The organism is Porphyromonas asaccharolytica DSM 20707 (assembly GCF_000212375.1).
In the GTDB taxonomy this organism is placed as follows: Bacteria; Bacteroidota; Bacteroidia; order Bacteroidales; family Porphyromonadaceae; genus Porphyromonas; species Porphyromonas asaccharolytica.
Genome location: NC_015501.1, coordinates 1234492 through 1250100 on the forward strand (window position 1 = coordinate 1234492; position 15609 = coordinate 1250100).

Consider the following 15609-nt stretch of genomic DNA (forward strand, 5'->3'; position numbering starts at 1 on the left):
TTCGACTAAAGCAACAGCCCGTCAATCAGGTAGGCTGCTATATGTACGACGGCTAGCAAGACGACACCCATAGAGGTGCGCCTGAGCACAGCGTTGAGCTGGCTGCCTGTCACATGGATCATCTGACGGTATACGGATAGAGCGTAGAGGAGGTAGGGGAGGAGTAGGACGATGCCCCAGATGTTTCCCTTGAAGGCGACGATGGAGAGCAGCCATGCAAGGAGTATGTTTGCCAAGTAAAACTTTGGAGCAAACTCCTGACCAAGACGCACGATGCTCGTTCGCTTATCGTTCTTGCGATCCTCCTCGTAGTCTCGGTAGTTATTGACCACAAGGATATTGACCGCCACGGCGCCCATGGCTGTCGCTACGAGAAAGCTTTGTGTCGTGATCGCTCCCGTCAGGAGGTAATAAGTGGTCATCACTGCGACCCAGCCGTAGAAGGTCATCACCGCCACATCGCCCAGCCCTAGGTAGGCTAGCGGATAGGGACCGCCCGTATACATCCAGGCGAAGAGTATGATGAGTGCACCGAGGAGGAGGAGCCACGGGTTGGTCAGCAGGCAAAGGGTCACGCCCGCCACAGCTGCGATAAGACCCCAGAAGAGTGCCACCCCGATGATGTCCCGCTCTCGCAATTGACCCGAAGCAAGTGGACGGCTAAAGCCTACACGCTCGCCACCATCAGCACCACGCTTGAAGTCGTAGTAGTCGTTGCAGCAGTTAGAGAAAGATTGCGCCGACAGTCCCACGACAAGGCAGAGCACCGCTATGAGCCAATTAGAGCCCCCCTGTAGCCAAGCCAAAGTGATAGCAACGGCTATCGGAGCTAGCGATGCTGGCCAACTGTACGGTCGTGAGACCGAGATGAATTGCTTGAGGGTCATAGTAGCTCTGGACCTGGGGTGCGCAGATGAGCGAAGAGGTGATCCGAGAGATAGATCATCGCCCGCTTCTTCTCCTCCGTAGCGATGACCAGGTCGATGCTATTGCTACTAGTCCCGTAGCAGATGAGCCGCACAGCGACATCGTCTACCGCCTCGAGGATGCGCGCCTCAAAGCCTATGCGATGCCACCCCATATCTCCTACGATCGCCAGGATCGAGAGGTCGCTCTGCACAGAGCCCTCAGCCCAGGGCGTCATCTCCTCGATCAAAGCAGGGATCGCCTCCGAGTCCTCCTCCGCGACGATGACGTAGCCATCGCCCGAAGCCATCAAGATATCTGGCTCTATGTGCAGGCGGTGCATAGCCTCCGTCAGTGTAACGAGGAACTGCCCCGTAGAGACATCGCTATTGCTCAAATGCTTCAGCAGGAGCGTCACGACACACATCCCGTCCTTTGCCGAGATCGCCTTGATCATATCTCTGTTTGTCACATGAGATATGAGCGTGCCAGGGGCCGAAGGATCGAGCGTGTTAAGTAGCCGCACAGGTATGCCCGCACGTCGTGCCGGCTCGATGCAGGCTGGGTGCAGTATCTTAGCACCACAACGCGCTAGCTCGGCAGCCTCGCCAAAGCTCAGACGACGCACGGGCGACGTCATATTGACCACCCGTGGATCGTTGTTGTGCAGTCCATCAATGTCGGTCCATATCTGTATCTCCTCAGCTTGCACCGCCTCGCCAATGAGCGTAGCACTGTAGTCGCTACCGCCACGACGCAGGTTGTCCACCTCGCCGAAAGCATTGCGACAGATGTACCCCTCCGTGAGGAAGAGTGCCTCCGCATCGCGTACCTCTTCGACCATCGGGCGCAACCGCTGAGCGATGTACTCGATGTCGGGTCGCCCCTCGTGGGTAATCCGCATGAAGTCTAGAGCTAGCAGCTTGTGCGGTGTGATCCCCTCGTAGAGCTGTAGCGTGAGCGCCATCAGGGCGGTACACATCATCTCACCGCATGCGAGGATCTGCTTCTCGTCGTTGTGGGTAAAAGCCTCGTTGAGCGTCTGCAGCAGGAGACTGTCCAAGATCGGAGTCAACGCCTCCTCTGCCAGCTGCTGGTGTAGCTCATGCCCCGCAAATAGTTCCGGTACCACATTGTCTATGTAGCGACTACGTAGCATCTCCACATGACGGGTCGCGCGGTCACGCTCGCCAGAGGTGATCAGCTCAGTCAGCGTCACGAGGTCGTTCGTCGTGCCAGCCATAGCTGAGAGTACTAGGGCCTTGCGCCCAGGTATATTAGCCACTAGATGCGCTACCGAGCGTATGCGATCAGGTGAGCCGACAGAGGTGCCGCCAAACTTCAGTACGATCATAGTGCAGCTTCTATAGGATTGACAAAAGGCTCTGAGCTAGGCTCCTCAACGTGCTCTAGGGTGGGGAATAGGTCGATGCGCTCCAGCGTACGACTCTCTAGATTGATATGGTATCTTGTAGCAGGTAGCTCCTGTATGAGCGTCTCATTGTGCGTACTCATCAGCACCGCCACGCCTTCCTTAGCCAGAGACTGGATCAGCTGACCGATCAGCAGCGACGTCTCACTATCTAGCCCCGTCGTAGGCTCATCGAGTAGGATCAGTCGTGGACGTACGACCAGGGCACGCGCTATGCAGATACGCTCGGCCTCACCACCACTTAGCTCGTGGGGATACTTGTAGTGCTTGCCCTCCATGCCGACTTGCGTCAGTGCCTCCTCGATACGCGCAGCACGTTGCTCGCGCTTTTTCACACCCACGGCACGAAGTACGAAGTCTAGGTTGCCCTGCACCGTATAGTTATATAGTAGCTGCGCCTGTGACTGGAAGACGATCCCCAGAGAGCGTCTCAGAGCTTGTCGCTGGCGTACAGACATGTGGTGCAGGTTGTAGTCCAGCACCTTAGCGACGCCTCCCTTAGGCGCCAGCTCGCCATAGAGTATCTCTAGGAGCGAACTCTTGCCACTCCCCACGGGTCCTGTAAGGTAGGCAAAGTCCCCCGCTTCGAGCGACAGTGTGACGTCTCGTAGTAGCTCATGCTCGTAGCGTGATACGGTGACGCCCTGTAGGTCAATGATCGTACTCATAGTGGCTAACGTCTAGATTAATTGGTTACTGTAGCGCAAAGCGTAGATACGCCTCACAGTTTGCCGGCAGTCTCTCGGCGACCGTATCGCTATAAGTGTCGTAAAAGGCATGATGACCTATATAGTCAGCTCGAGCGAAAGCGGCTAGCCCCTCGTAAGGTGTGAGGAAGGTCGCTAGCGTGTGTTTTTGGGACCCGCCCTCGCAGAAGTTTACCTCAGCACTACCACAAGAGACAGCGACACCCAGCTGGCGACCCACCCATGCGTCGCCACCCTCACCGAAGGCCCACCCCTCGCCAAAGACCTCATCAGTCCACTGCTTCAGGATCGCTGGTGCGGAGTACCAGTAGAGGGGGAATTGCAGTATCACACGATCGTGACGCTCCACGAGCGCACGCTCATGCGCCACATCTATAGGCGTCCCCGTGGGGTAAGCGTCACAGAGACTATGTATCGTAGCGTGTCCCGTGAGCGCCTCCATCCAAGCTTTGTTGATGACAGAGTGCTCCAAGTCGGGATGCGCTACGATGATCAGCGTGTTATGTCTCTCCATATTCAATTAAAATGTAAAGCCAGCACCTAGGTAGAAGGAGGTATTACGCATCGCCTTCTGACCAAGCTTCTCTAGCTTGGGATCATTCTTCTCGAGCTTCAGCTCATCGACGAAGCCCATGTCAGCACCGACCATACCGTACCAGGAGCCGAAAGTTACCTTAGCCTTAGCACCCAGACCGATGTCGTAGCGCTTGAGCTTGGCACCATCCATCCCGAGGATTCCGTCCTTGTACACATTGTAAGTCTCCTGTATATCGTCTAGGATCTTCCCCTGGCTAACGGTAGCTCCCAGAGCGTAGGCGAAGTAAGGACCAGCCTCTACTGAGGCACCAATAGTAGGAGTCAAGTTTAGACGTACACCTACATTTACGGGGATCTGCATGTAGTGGCTGTAAATCTTTATGTCGCCCTCACCCTTTGGTGAGAGGAAAGTATATTGATTTCCCTTCATCGCAAGAGATAGTCCTGTGCCGACGTACATCATCTTGCTAACGTTGACATCTATTCCAGCGCCGAGGCGGTAGCCAACGAAAACCTTGTTTTCAGAGACATCTTGGAGCGTCTTAGCATGTGAAAGGTTAAAGAGCGGAGCTGCATCCACGTAAATGCGCAGAGGCATCTGAGCCTGAGCCGTGCCACCGAGCGCGCAGAGCGCCACGAGTGAGAGTAGTAGTGTACGTAGTCTTGTCATAGTAATATCTGTATAAGCTAAAGTTGTAATTACTCCTCAAAAGTACAACAATCTTGCGAGATGAGCCTCGTAGGCTCTGCCAGTCTTACGGGTAACGACTTGCTTTCTAAGTTCATATACAAGTAAAATGCGAAGTTTTTTCTCGTTTCGGAAGTTCGGTCGACTGCTCTTCGGGGGAACCGCTCGGCGGGGTGGAAGCTTCCACCGTAGGGGCGGACCTGAGTGTCCGCCAGTCCTCACCTGAGCGCAGTCTATTCTGCGGGCGGACACGTAGGTCCGCCCCTACACAAGCTACGTCAGCACGACAATTCCATTCATCAAACGCTGTAACCTCGATCTGTAGGGACGCACGGCTCGTGCGTCCGTCCCCATCAAAACCATAACGCTGTAACCTTTGATACAACGGACGCCCTCCGGCTAGACACGAGCCGTGCGTCCCTACAAATCGTTACTCGTCCGTGCTTCCCTACACCTGCGGGCTCTCCTAGTCAATATGTATCACATAGCGATCCTTGCGGGGTGCCGGCTCAGGCGACTCGTCGGGGTAGCCGATGATACAGCAGGCGACACCCACGAGGTCACCCTCCAGTCCCCACTCCTTGAGAAGTGCTTGACCCTCCTCCAGCTCGAAGATCCCCTTAGCCGCATTGACCCAGCAAGTGCCGAGACCTAGCGCATGAGCAGCATTCTGCATATTGCCCACTACCAGAGCACCGTCTTGCAGGTAATTGTTCGATAGCGACTTGTCCGCCAGCACGACGAAGACCGCTGGAGCCCCGTAAAACTGATCCTTGTCCCCACCGCGAGCTTTGTTAGCCAGCTGCGAGAGCTGGTCGCGCACAGCCCTATTGGTCACAGCCACGATCGTGACCGACTGCTTACCCATCGCCGAGGGCGCATAGGTACCCGCCTCGAGCACCTTGTCTAGTAGCTCCTGAGACGGTAGTTCAGGCTTATACCTACGTATACTCCGGCGTGTTAGGAAGATGTCCATTTTCTCTTGAGTTGTCATACGCATAGTCTCTTCTGTAGTGTTTGATTGATCTGTTGTCGTAGCCTTCTGACAAGCGGCAGCTCCCACGAGGAGCAGTATCATCGTCATCGTCAGCGGCATCCATTTACGTAGCATAGTCAGTTAGTATCGATTCGTTAGCATATAAGCCCTTGTCCCTTGCGACAAAAGCCCTCTACCCACAAATATACGAAAAGCTCCCCACAGCAAAAACACCCCACCCGCCCCCGATTTCGCCAATCCCCACGTGGATATTCGCCAATCGCCACGTGGAAAATGAAAATTCTCCACGTAGGCGACAAACAAAACTTCGGAGGAATCAAATGAAACTTCGGAGGAAATGATTCGTCCCCACGTGGAGAATAAAAAATAGCCACGTGGAAAACGCCAAATTTCCACGTGGCTATTTTCTTTGAGTGTTATCTTTGCAGAGTAGTACGACAGCTATGGCACAAGATAAAATTGAGGTAGACATATCAGAGGACTTGCCGAGTCTACGCTTGGGGAGATCTCTAGGCACTCTATAATTCGTATATTTGCCTAACCAAAATCAAGATCCCATCACTACCCACTACCTACTACCTACTAACAATGCCCCAACGACTAACCTCTATCTCTCCAGATGGTAGCGAGCTGACCATCGAGGCGCTACGTCAGATAGCACCCTCCTGCATAACCGAAGTCAAAGACCCCCAGAGTGGAGCTATACGTCAGGTCGTCAACTTTGACGTCTTGCGCACCCTCCTAGGCGACCAGACCATCGAGGCTGGTACCGAGATGTATAGCTTCATCTGGCCTGGCAAGCAATCTGCACGACGTGAAGCTGCCACCCCCATCACAGATACCCTACGGCCCGTGCTGGAGGATTCTGTTGACTGGGACAATACGGAGAATCTCTACATCGAGGGGGACAACCTGTCTGTCCTCAAGCTCTTACAGCGTAGCTATGTAGGCAAAGTCAAGATGATCTACATCGATCCGCCCTACAATACAGGCAAAAACCTCATCTACAAAAACAGATTCTATACAGATACCAAAGAATATCTTGAAAGTACTGGGGTCTATAGTGATAATGAAGGTTGGTTGTATTGCAATAAATCTACCAATGGACGTTTTCACTCGGATTGGTGTTCTATGATTTATTCTCGTCTTTTACTCTCTAGATCACTGTTGTCAGAAGATGGTATTATCTGCTTAACGATTGATGACAGTGAAGTCCAAAATGTAATTTCAATCATGAATGAGATCTTTGGAGAGTCAAATCATTTGGCGACAATAGTAGTTAAAAACAATCCTTCTGGTCGTTCAACAACAAAGGGAGTTTCTATAGCGCATGAATATGCTCTCTTTTATGGAGTAAAAGAGGGTACTGTTTTAGGAAGATTGCCGAGAAATGATGATCAAATTGCCAGGTATAAAGAGATGGATAATTTAGGTGCATATGAATGGGTCAACTTTAGAAAACATGGAGGATATAGAGAGGATGCGCCTTCTATGTATTATCCTATATATGTTAAGGTTGATGGTTCAGGCTTTAGAATACCTAAGATGAAGTGGAATGAAAAGGACAAAGAGTATACTATCTTAGAACCCGTGGAAGAAGACGAACTTATATCATGGCCTATTGACGATCAAGGTAGAGCTAGAAGATGGAAGTGGGGGTTAGAAAGAGCATTGTCGAGCTCTTCAGAGATGTCTGTAAGGAGGGATAGAAAAGGAATTCCTTCAGTTTACATCAAATCAAGAATGAATGAAGAGGGAATGTTGCCTTTAACCGTTTGGGATGACAAAAGGTACTCGTCAACGGAGTATGGTGCTAATTTACTGAAGAATCTCCTTGGAACAAATTGTTTTGATTATCCTAAGTCTCTATATGCTGTCATTGATTCTTTAAGAATAGGCTCCGATCCAGATTCCATCGTTCTCGACTTTTTCAGCGGGTCGGCGACGACGGCGCATGCGGTGATGCAGCTCAACGCAGAGGACGGAGGGCATCGCAAGTTTATCTGCGTACAGCTTGCTGAGGAGACGCCTGATGGTAGTGAGGCTCGTAAGGCGGGCTACAAGACTATTCCCGATATTGCCAAGGAGCGCATACGACGTGCAGCAGTGGCCATTCGTAATGATCTTGAAACCGAAAAGATTAGAGCGCAAGCTAAGCTTGCTAAAGTGGCGATGGGGGAGGATGTGGATAAAGATCCAGAGTTGTGGGACAATCTGTATGACGACGCAGAGCGTAACCAAGCCCAAGAGAGACTGGACTCAATTGATAAAAGAAAAGAGTCCCTGGACACTGGCTTCCGCGTCTTTCGACTAGACTCGAGCAACTTTATCGATGTAAAGCGCACCCCTGCAGAGCTTGGTCAGGGTGAGTTGGATCTAATGCTAGACAATGTAAAGAATGATCGAAGTGGACAGGACCTACTCTACGGCGCGATGCTCTCGTGGGGACTGTCGCTCTCACTACCGCAGGCGGTCACGGTGGTAGATGGCTGTGAGATCTACAACGTGGACGAGGGTGCCCTGGTGGCATGCTTTGCTAAGGCGATCCCCACGGCGGTCATCGAGGCTATCGCCGATATGCAGCCCAAACGTGTGCTACTACGTGATAGTAGCTTCGCCTCAGACAAGGAGAAGATAAACACCTTCGAGCTACTCAAACAGCACCTCAACTGGGACGACAAGGAGGCGTTCGATAAGGTGAGAGTTATTTAAGTGCCACTAATCCTATGCAACTCCAATACAAGCATCAATCATTTCAAGAGGAGGCGGCACGGAGCGTCGTGCGCGCCTTCCAGGGGCAGCCTAAGTATGACCGCTATGAGCACCAGATGGATCAAGGCGAGTGCGCAGATAGTCTCGTGAGTACGGGCTTTGGCAATGCACCGCTACAGATACCGTATGAGACTATCCGTAAAAATGTACGTACGATACAGATAGAACAGGGGATCAAGCCTATTGACCAGCTCGAAGGGGAGGGCATCAACCTAACCATTGAGATGGAGACGGGTACGGGCAAGACCTACACCTATATCAAGACGATGTATGAGCTAAACAAGGCGTACGGCTGGAGTAAGTTTATCATCGTAGTGCCGAGCGTTGCCATCCGTGAGGGCGTTGCCAAGAGCTTTGAGTCGATGAGCGAGCACTTCGCACAGCTCTACGAGACACAGAGTATACAGCACTTCGTCTACAACTCCAAGCAGTTGACCCGTATCGACGCCTTCGCCAGCGAATCTAATATGCAGGCGATGATCATCAATATGCAGGCGTTCAACAGCTCCTTTGACGAGACGAAGAATAATAAGGATGCACGTATCATCTTCTCTCGTCGCGATGAGTTTGGCAGTCGTCGTCCTATTGATATCTTGGCAAAGACCAATCCGATCATGATCATCGATGAGCCTCAGAGCGTGCTGGGTGCTAACAGAGGAAATAAGACACGAAAGGGGATCAAGCTCTTTAACCCACTCATGCTACTACGCTACTCGGCGACACACCGTGAGGTACTCAATATGGTCTACCGACTTGATGCTATCGATGCTTACAACAAGCGTCTGGTGAAAAAGATTCAGGTGAAAGGCATCAGCCAGAAAGGCAACAGCGCAACCAGTGGATACCTATATCTAGAGGAGGTGGTGATACGTAAAGATCGTGCTCCCAAAGCGCGAATATCACTGGACATAAAGACTGCTACTGGTACGCGTCAGGTGAGCCGCCTTGTGAGACAGGGGGATGATCTCTATGCGCTTAGTGGAGAGCTAGCGGAGTATCAGGATTTCTACGTGATAGAGTCTATCGATGGGCTCTCGGGCACGATACAGCTGCTCAACGGTCTAGAACTTTACGAGGGTGATGCCGTGGGGCGAGTCACAGAGGAGGCTATGCGTCGTGTGCAGATCCGTGAGACGATACGGACGCACCTCGAGCGGGAGCGGGAGTTGTACCCTAAAGGGATTAAGGTGCTGAGTCTCTTCTTCATCGACCATGTGGATAACTATCGTCGTTATGAAGGTGATGCGACCTACAAGGGACGCTATGCGGAGATCTTTGAGGATGAGTATAGGCAGCTGGTACAGGAGCTGAAGGATGACGAGCTAAGTCGCTATGATGCGTCGTACCGAGACTATCTCTCTCGCTTTACTGCTGAGGAGGTACACAATGGCTACTTCTCACGAGACAAGCGTGGTAAATTTATTGACTCCAAGGTGAACCGTGGCGAGGGGGGCAGCAATGATGAGGATGCCTATGACCTGATTATGAAGAATAAGGAGCGACTCTTGAGTCTTGAGGAGCCGACACGCTTTATCTTCTCGCACTCGGCACTGCGCGAGGGGTGGGACAATCCGAATGTCTTCCAGATCTGCACGCTCCGTGAAACAGACAGCGAGATCAAAAAGCGTCAGGAGGTGGGACGCGGTATGCGTCTCTGTGTGAATAGCGAAGGCAAGCGACAGGATGCCGAAGAGCTGGGCTGGAGCAGCACTTTTGACATAAACGTGCTGACGGTGATAGCTAGTCAGAGCTACGAGAGCTTTGCAGAGCAGCTACAGCATGAGATAGCGGAGGTGGTCAAGGATCGTCCGAGAGAGGTGACGGAGGGTCTCTTCACAGGGGTAGAGTACGAAACAGCATCTGGCGACAAGGAGGTGATTACCCCCGAGGTGGCACGCAAGATCTATCGTGCTCTGCTACGGCATGACTACGTAGATGATGCGGGTCTACTGACGCCGGCGTATCACGAGGCGAAGGAGCGTGGCGAGCTAAGCTTTGGCGATGATCTGGCACCGATGAGTGCTGTGATCATCCGTACGCTAGAGCGTGTCTTCGACCCGAGCTCATGGCGACTAGATAATAGTCGAGACAACAAGTCTGGGCATGTCGTCGAGGAGCAGTTGAAGCGCCGAGAGTTTCAGGAGCTGTGGCGTCGTATCAATGTGCGAAGCGTCTATCAGGTAGACTTTGATACGTCTGAGCTGATCACCAAGGCGATCACAGCGCTAGACGATCGTCTCCGTGTGACGGCTATACGTCTTGTGGTAGAGCGTGGAGAGATGAATCAGATAGAAGATGTGGAGGCTCTGCATCAGGGTACTGCTATGGTGCGTGAGCAGGCTACTACCTATCATCTGCAGGAGACAGTGAGTCAGCATGTACAGTATGACCTAGTGGGTAGTCTAGTCTCTGCAACGGGCTTGACACGACGCACGATCGTAGAGATCCTCAAAGGGGTGAGGAGGGAGACTTTTGACAAGTTCAAGAGCAACCCCGAGGAGTTCATCCAGAGATCTGCTCGCATCATCAAGGATGAGATGGCACTAGCTGTGGTAGAGCAGATCAGCTACCACCGTACGGAGCAGCGGTACGATACGAATGTCTTTACGGAAGAGACGATCTGTGGTCGTATCGGTGTGGATGTCATCCGAAGTGCTAAGTCTCTCTATGATTTGGTACGTATAGACAGTCAGGTGGAGCGCTCATTTGCGGAGGATCTAGAGGATAGTAGCGACGTGGTGGTCTACACGAAGCTCCCGAAGGGGTTCTACATCAACACGCCTATGGGAAGGTATAGCCCAGACTGGGCTATCGCCTTTGATGAGCATAAGGATATCAAGCATATCTACTTCATAGCAGAGACTAAAGGCATCTCGTGGGAGCGCTCTGAGCTCCGTGGTGCTGAGGATGCCAAGCTGGAGTGCGCCGCTCGCCACTTTGAGGCGATCAGTGAGCATGACAACGTGGTCTACGACGTGGTCAATAGCTATCAAGCTCTGATGGATAAGGTGATGGAGGGGTAGTGGAGACCTAAAAAATCGATTTGGAAATTCGTTAACAAGCGGGTATGAGCAGTCTAGATGTAGAGATAGATGCATGTTTGAACTTTTTCAATGATCGGGGGTGTGTTCTAGACTTCGGAAAAAAAGATTTTGATGAGTTCACTGCTAGAGAGATTGGTGTGCCTGTGTGCAAGACATACCAAGAGTCTAGAGGAAAATCTTTGATGGCGTATGTCTATGATTCCGAAACTCCTAAAAGGAATGTCATCAAGCTGTTTGCAGCTTTAATAAGACACTACGAATTATCGGAAGCTCTTCAGAATGATCGTAGCAACAATCCCAAGCGGTACCAACAATATGAGAATTGTAAGGCTATTATAGAAAGGGAATTCAATGCCCTTGGTGAAAAGCCATTAGACTTGTCAGATCCAAATTCCTTTAATAGTGAATACATTAGGGATCAGATTGACCTGATGAGAAAGTTTCAAGAGACCAATCCGACAGAGGCTATCGGGAAGGCGAAAGAGCTAATCGAAAGTTATTGTAAGACGATACTAGAAGAAGAGAAGATAGCGGTAGATCCTAAATGGAACATGACAAAGCTAGTAGATGAACTCTTTAAGCACTTCAAGCTAATGCCTAGTGATATAGAGGACGATATCAAAGGAGCTAAATCTATAAAGCAGATTTTAGGTAGTCTAAAAGCTATAACTCAGGGATTGGCAGAGCTTAGAAACTTCTATGGAAGTGGTCATGGTAAAACTTCTTCATATAAAGGGTTACAACAAAGACACGCAAGATTAGCCGTTGGTAGTGCAATTGTTTTGATTCAGTTTATCTGCGACACCCACGAGCGAAACAAATTACACCCCTAAAGAACCTCTAGAAACTTATGGCCTGATCAGCTCCTTGAGAACTCATGGTCAGCCGAGAGCTGTTGAAAATTAGTTTTACCTTTGCGGTTGGGGGAAAGGATCTTTCTTTCCTCCACTACGAATCTAATAAGCCTATAACGAACCTATGAAAAGAATCCTATTTATGGCGCTACTGCTGACTTGCAGTGCTGCACTTTTTGCCTCTTGTGGAACAACGAAGGATTGGCACCTTAGTGAGCAGTGCTCGAAATTCCTAAATGAGCGCTACGCTAACGCACGCATCCTAGAGGTGGACTACAACGATGGCATGGTCGAGGTGGAGATACGGCACGATAAGAAGGATAAGGAGGTGCTCTTCACCAATTCCTGCGAGTGGATCTCCACGAGCTGGGATGTCGCTCGGAGAAATGTCCCCGCCGTCGTCATGAAGGCGCTCCAGAAGAAGTATCCCAATGCTCGCATTGACGATATTGACTTCGTAGAGATGCCTCGTGGCTCTTACTATCGCTTTGAGATAGAGCGTAGAGGTCAGCAAGATGAGTACGTCTACGTCACGCCTCAGGGGGTGATCACCGAGGTACGCGTCTATCACAAGTGATCCGCTAGCTAGCACACAACAATAACGCACAAGGCGGGCTAGACGACAGTGTCTAGTCCGCCTTGATGTGTCATATCCGCTACTCGCCACGCTCGGATATGTACTCGAAAGCGCCAAAATGGGTACACGTCGTCTCCGATATGTACCCGAAAAAGGCAAAACGGGTACATGTTTTCTTTGATAGGCCCTTGTTTAGCTCAGAAGATATATATAATAGGAGAGCGTGTAGTGAGATGATCTTTGCTCTTTTCGGGATATTAGCCATTCTCTCTAGTAGGCGAAGCGCTATATGTGTGCGCTTACTCGGGGTGGTGGGTTGTCTTCGAGGCTTGCTCGTGACCTTTGACAGCAGGAGAGGAAGAGCTCACGTGGAGCATGTAGTACCTTTGCGGCGAAGAAGGATACTAGCTCGGACACGATTGTCTGATATTTGTGGTGCTCTAGCTGGTGAGGAACGGATGGTGGAGTCGTGTCAGGCGAGGTCGAAGGTGTGCCACGAGCCGTGCCACAGGTCGACGGTGAGGAGCTTGCCGAGGAGGGCAGGTGTCTGCCCTAAGGCTAGCTGGAGCGTTTGGCTCGCCTGGATGCTGCCGATGACGCCAGCGGTGGCGCCGATGACGCCAGGCGGTACGGTCTCCTCTGCGCTGTGCGGCTCGCTGTACAGGTCACGGTAGCGCAGACTACTAGAGGGTGCGAAGATGGTACACTGTCCCCTCCATCCCTCGATGGCACCATGCACAAGCGGCTTGGCGGTGCTGCGGGTGTAGTCGTCTAGGAGGTAGCGTGTGGGGTAGTTGTCCGTAGCGTCGACGATGATCTGGTAGTCGGCCAGTAGGGTCGCCACATTGGTCTCATTGAGTCGCTCGGTGATCGCTTCGATCTGAAGGGTACTATTGAGTGCGGTGAGACGCTTTTGCGCCTGGATAGCTTTGGGCTGTGCGAGGTCGGACTCACAGTAGAGGATCTGACGCTGGAGGTTGGACGGGGAGACGACATCGCAGTCGATGATGGCGATGCGCCCGATGCCTGCTGCCGTAAGGTAGTAGAGTATAGGAGCACCCAAGCCCCCAGCGCCAACGACTGCCACGCTCGTCTGAGCGAGGAGTCGCTGACCCTCGGGACCTATCTCGGGGAGCTGTAGCTGACGTGCGTATCGTGCGCTGTCAGCGATGCCCGTGTTGCCAGTGCTGTTTTGGGGCGTGCGAGTTACATCCACTGGTCCCAGTCTTTCCAGATGACTTCGTATCCCTGAGCTTTGATAGCAGCGATCATCTCTTCGGGAGAGCGTGAGTCGTTGATAGAGAACTGCTCTAGCTCGGGATTGGGATTGACATAACCGCCTGGCTGTGTGCTACTTCCGGCGCTCATAGAGTTGGCACCGATGCGTACGGCCATATCTCTGAAGGCACTGCTCTCGCGTGTGGATAGCGAGATCTCGACCTCTGGGTCGAAGATGCGGTAAGCGCAGATGAGCTGTACCATCTGACGGTCGTTGATCGGATCTGCGGGCATGTAGGAGCCTACGTGCGGACGCAGGCGGGGTAGTGAGATAGAGTACTTGGTCTGCCAGTGGTGGCTCTCTAGATAGTCTAGGTGTAGTGCGGTAAAGAAAGCGTCCGTGCGCCAGTTGTCTAGTCCTAGGAGGGCACCGATACCGACCTTGCGAAAGCCAGCCTCGGCAGCTCTGTCGGGTGTCTCTAGGCGGAAGCGGTAGTTGGCCTTGAGCCCCTTGGGGTGAAAGCGTGGATAGCTCTCCTCGTTGTAGGTCTCCTGATAGACGCAGACGTAGTGTGCGCCCGCCTCGACAAGAACTTTGTAGTCCTCGACAGACATAGGCTGTACCTCGATGGATATTTGCGCGAACATGTGGCGGATGAGCTCGATGACCTGACGGTAGTACTCGACGCCTGCATGCTTGGGGGACTCGCCAGCCACGAGGAGGATATGGGTGAAGCCCATGTCGGCAATAGCTTTTGCCTCAGCCTGCACCTCCTCCATGGTGAGTACCTTGCGAACGATCTTGTTCTCCTGATTGAACCCACAGTAGACGCAGTGGTTGTGGCAATAGTTAGAGAGGTAGAGAGGCTCATACATGCGTATGGTCTTGCCAAAACGCTCGATGCTGAGTTGCTGCGCTTTGGTCGCCATAGCGTCTAGGTAAGCATCTCCCGCGGGGGAGATGAGAGCCTTGAAGTCGCGTAGGGTAGGCGTGGCTGTGGCGATGGCGTGCTCTACATCTTGAGCAGTAAAGGTGTCAAACTCAGCACACTCCTGCTCCCAATTGTACTGTTGCTTATAATCGTAGAATGTCATTAGTCAAAGAATCCTTGGAGTGGTGAAGTGGCGGTGGCGGTCATATCGGTGGCGGGCTGGTGCAGACCCATTTCGTAAGCTGAGCGACCAGCCTCGACAGCTTTTCTAAAGGCGGTGGCCATAGCTACAGGGTCGGCAGCGGTGGAGATAGCGGTATTGACGAGTACCGCATCGGCACCAAGCTCCATAGCCTCGGCTGCGTGTGAGGGGCGACCGATACCGGCGTCTACAACTACGGGGACGGTACTCTCGGCGATGATGATACGTAGCATGTCTCGCGTGGTGAGTCCCATATTGCTCCCGATTGGAGCGCCGAGGGGCATGACGCAAGGTGCACCGACCTCCTCGAGTCGCTTACAGAGTACAGGGTCTGCCTGTATGTATGGCATGACGATGAAGCCCTCCTTGACGAGCTGCTCGGTGGCGCGGAGTGTCTCCATAGCATCGGGAAGAAGGTACTTAGGGTCAGGGTGTACCTCTAGTTTGATCCAGTTGGTCTGTAGCGCCTCACGGGCTAGCTGTGCTGCATAGATCGCCTCGTCGGCAGTGCGTGCGCCAGAGGTATTAGGAAGGATGATGACATTGGGGCGTGTGATGCTCTCAATGAGTGTATCGTGGAGGCCTGCAGAGGTCTCTACTCGGCGAAGCGCGACGGTGATAAGCTCGCTGCCAGAGGCATCTAGTGCGTCTGACATTAGTTGATTGTTGGCAAATTTGCCAGTTCCGATGAAGAGGCGCGAGGTGAAGTCGTGATCTCCGATTTTCAATGACTTAGTCTGCAT

General features: G+C 52.2%; 13 protein-coding genes. 4 read left to right on the forward strand and 9 right to left on the reverse strand.

Annotated elements, in window-relative coordinates; genetic code table 11:
* Positions 1–5: 5 nt before the first annotated feature.
* The 6 genes from menA to PORAS_RS04940 all read right to left on the reverse strand — a co-directional run bounded on the left by menA (position 6) and on the right by PORAS_RS04940 (position 5381).
* On the reverse strand, positions 6–887 hold the full coding sequence (gene menA, locus PORAS_RS04915) for a 1,4-dihydroxy-2-naphthoate octaprenyltransferase (RefSeq protein WP_013760403.1): 882 nt from the start codon (positions 885–887) through the stop codon (positions 6–8).
* The gene (locus tag PORAS_RS04920; RefSeq protein WP_013760404.1) at positions 884–2260 is read right to left on the reverse strand and encodes an aspartate kinase; all 1377 of its coding nucleotides are present in this window, start codon (positions 2258–2260) and stop codon (positions 884–886) included. Before PORAS_RS04920 ends, menA begins: the two co-directional genes overlap by 4 nt.
* The gene (locus PORAS_RS04925) at positions 2257–3006 is read right to left on the reverse strand and encodes a cell division ATP-binding protein FtsE (RefSeq protein ID WP_004330869.1); all 750 of its coding nucleotides are present in this window, start codon (positions 3004–3006) and stop codon (positions 2257–2259) included. The genes PORAS_RS04920 and PORAS_RS04925 overlap by 4 nt, the downstream gene beginning before the upstream one ends.
* Before the next feature lie 25 nt (positions 3007–3031).
* Positions 3032–3559: an NAD(P)H-dependent oxidoreductase gene (locus tag PORAS_RS04930; RefSeq protein ID WP_004330868.1), complete on the reverse strand. Its 528-nt coding sequence runs from the start codon at positions 3557–3559 to the stop codon at positions 3032–3034.
* Positions 3560–3565: 6 nt separating this feature from the next.
* Positions 3566–4252 (reverse strand): outer membrane beta-barrel protein, encoded by a 687-nt coding sequence (locus PORAS_RS04935; RefSeq protein WP_004330876.1) that lies wholly within the window; start codon positions 4250–4252, stop codon positions 3566–3568.
* Between the two features lie 484 nt (positions 4253–4736).
* Entirely contained in the window at positions 4737–5381 is a 645-nt protein-coding gene (locus tag PORAS_RS04940) for a nitroreductase family protein (RefSeq protein WP_013760405.1), read from the reverse strand.
* A 474-nt stretch (positions 5382–5855) separates the two neighbouring features.
* Here PORAS_RS04940 and PORAS_RS09090 point away from each other — a divergent pair, with 474 nt between their 5' ends.
* From PORAS_RS09090 to PORAS_RS04960, 4 genes are all read left to right on the forward strand, one after another.
* Complete coding sequence (locus PORAS_RS09090; RefSeq protein ID WP_013760406.1) at positions 5856–7979, forward strand: site-specific DNA-methyltransferase; 2124 nt, start codon at positions 5856–5858, stop codon at positions 7977–7979.
* A 14-nt stretch (positions 7980–7993) separates the two neighbouring features.
* On the forward strand, positions 7994–11062 hold the full coding sequence (locus PORAS_RS04950) for a type III restriction-modification system endonuclease (protein ID WP_013760407.1): 3069 nt from the start codon (positions 7994–7996) through the stop codon (positions 11060–11062).
* 44 nt (positions 11063–11106) lie between these two features.
* The gene (locus tag PORAS_RS04955; protein ID WP_013760408.1) at positions 11107–11916 is read left to right on the forward strand and encodes an abortive infection family protein; all 810 of its coding nucleotides are present in this window, start codon (positions 11107–11109) and stop codon (positions 11914–11916) included.
* 145 nt (positions 11917–12061) lie between these two features.
* Entirely contained in the window at positions 12062–12514 is a 453-nt protein-coding gene (locus tag PORAS_RS04960; protein WP_013760409.1) for a PepSY-like domain-containing protein, read from the forward strand.
* 472 nt (positions 12515–12986) lie between these two features.
* On the opposite strand, the gene PORAS_RS04965 is transcribed toward PORAS_RS04960, so the two are convergent.
* The 3 genes from PORAS_RS04965 to PORAS_RS04975 are packed head-to-tail and all read right to left on the reverse strand — an operon-like array spanning position 12987 to position 15609.
* Complete coding sequence (locus PORAS_RS04965) at positions 12987–13730, reverse strand: HesA/MoeB/ThiF family protein (RefSeq protein WP_013760411.1); 744 nt, start codon at positions 13728–13730, stop codon at positions 12987–12989.
* Positions 13721–14827, reverse strand: coding sequence for a 2-iminoacetate synthase ThiH (thiH, locus tag PORAS_RS04970; RefSeq protein WP_013760412.1), 1107 nt, complete (start codon positions 14825–14827; stop codon positions 13721–13723). Before thiH ends, PORAS_RS04965 begins: the two co-directional genes overlap by 10 nt.
* Positions 14827–15609: a thiazole synthase gene (locus PORAS_RS04975; protein ID WP_013760413.1), complete on the reverse strand. Its 783-nt coding sequence runs from the start codon at positions 15607–15609 to the stop codon at positions 14827–14829. Before PORAS_RS04975 ends, thiH begins: the two co-directional genes overlap by 1 nt.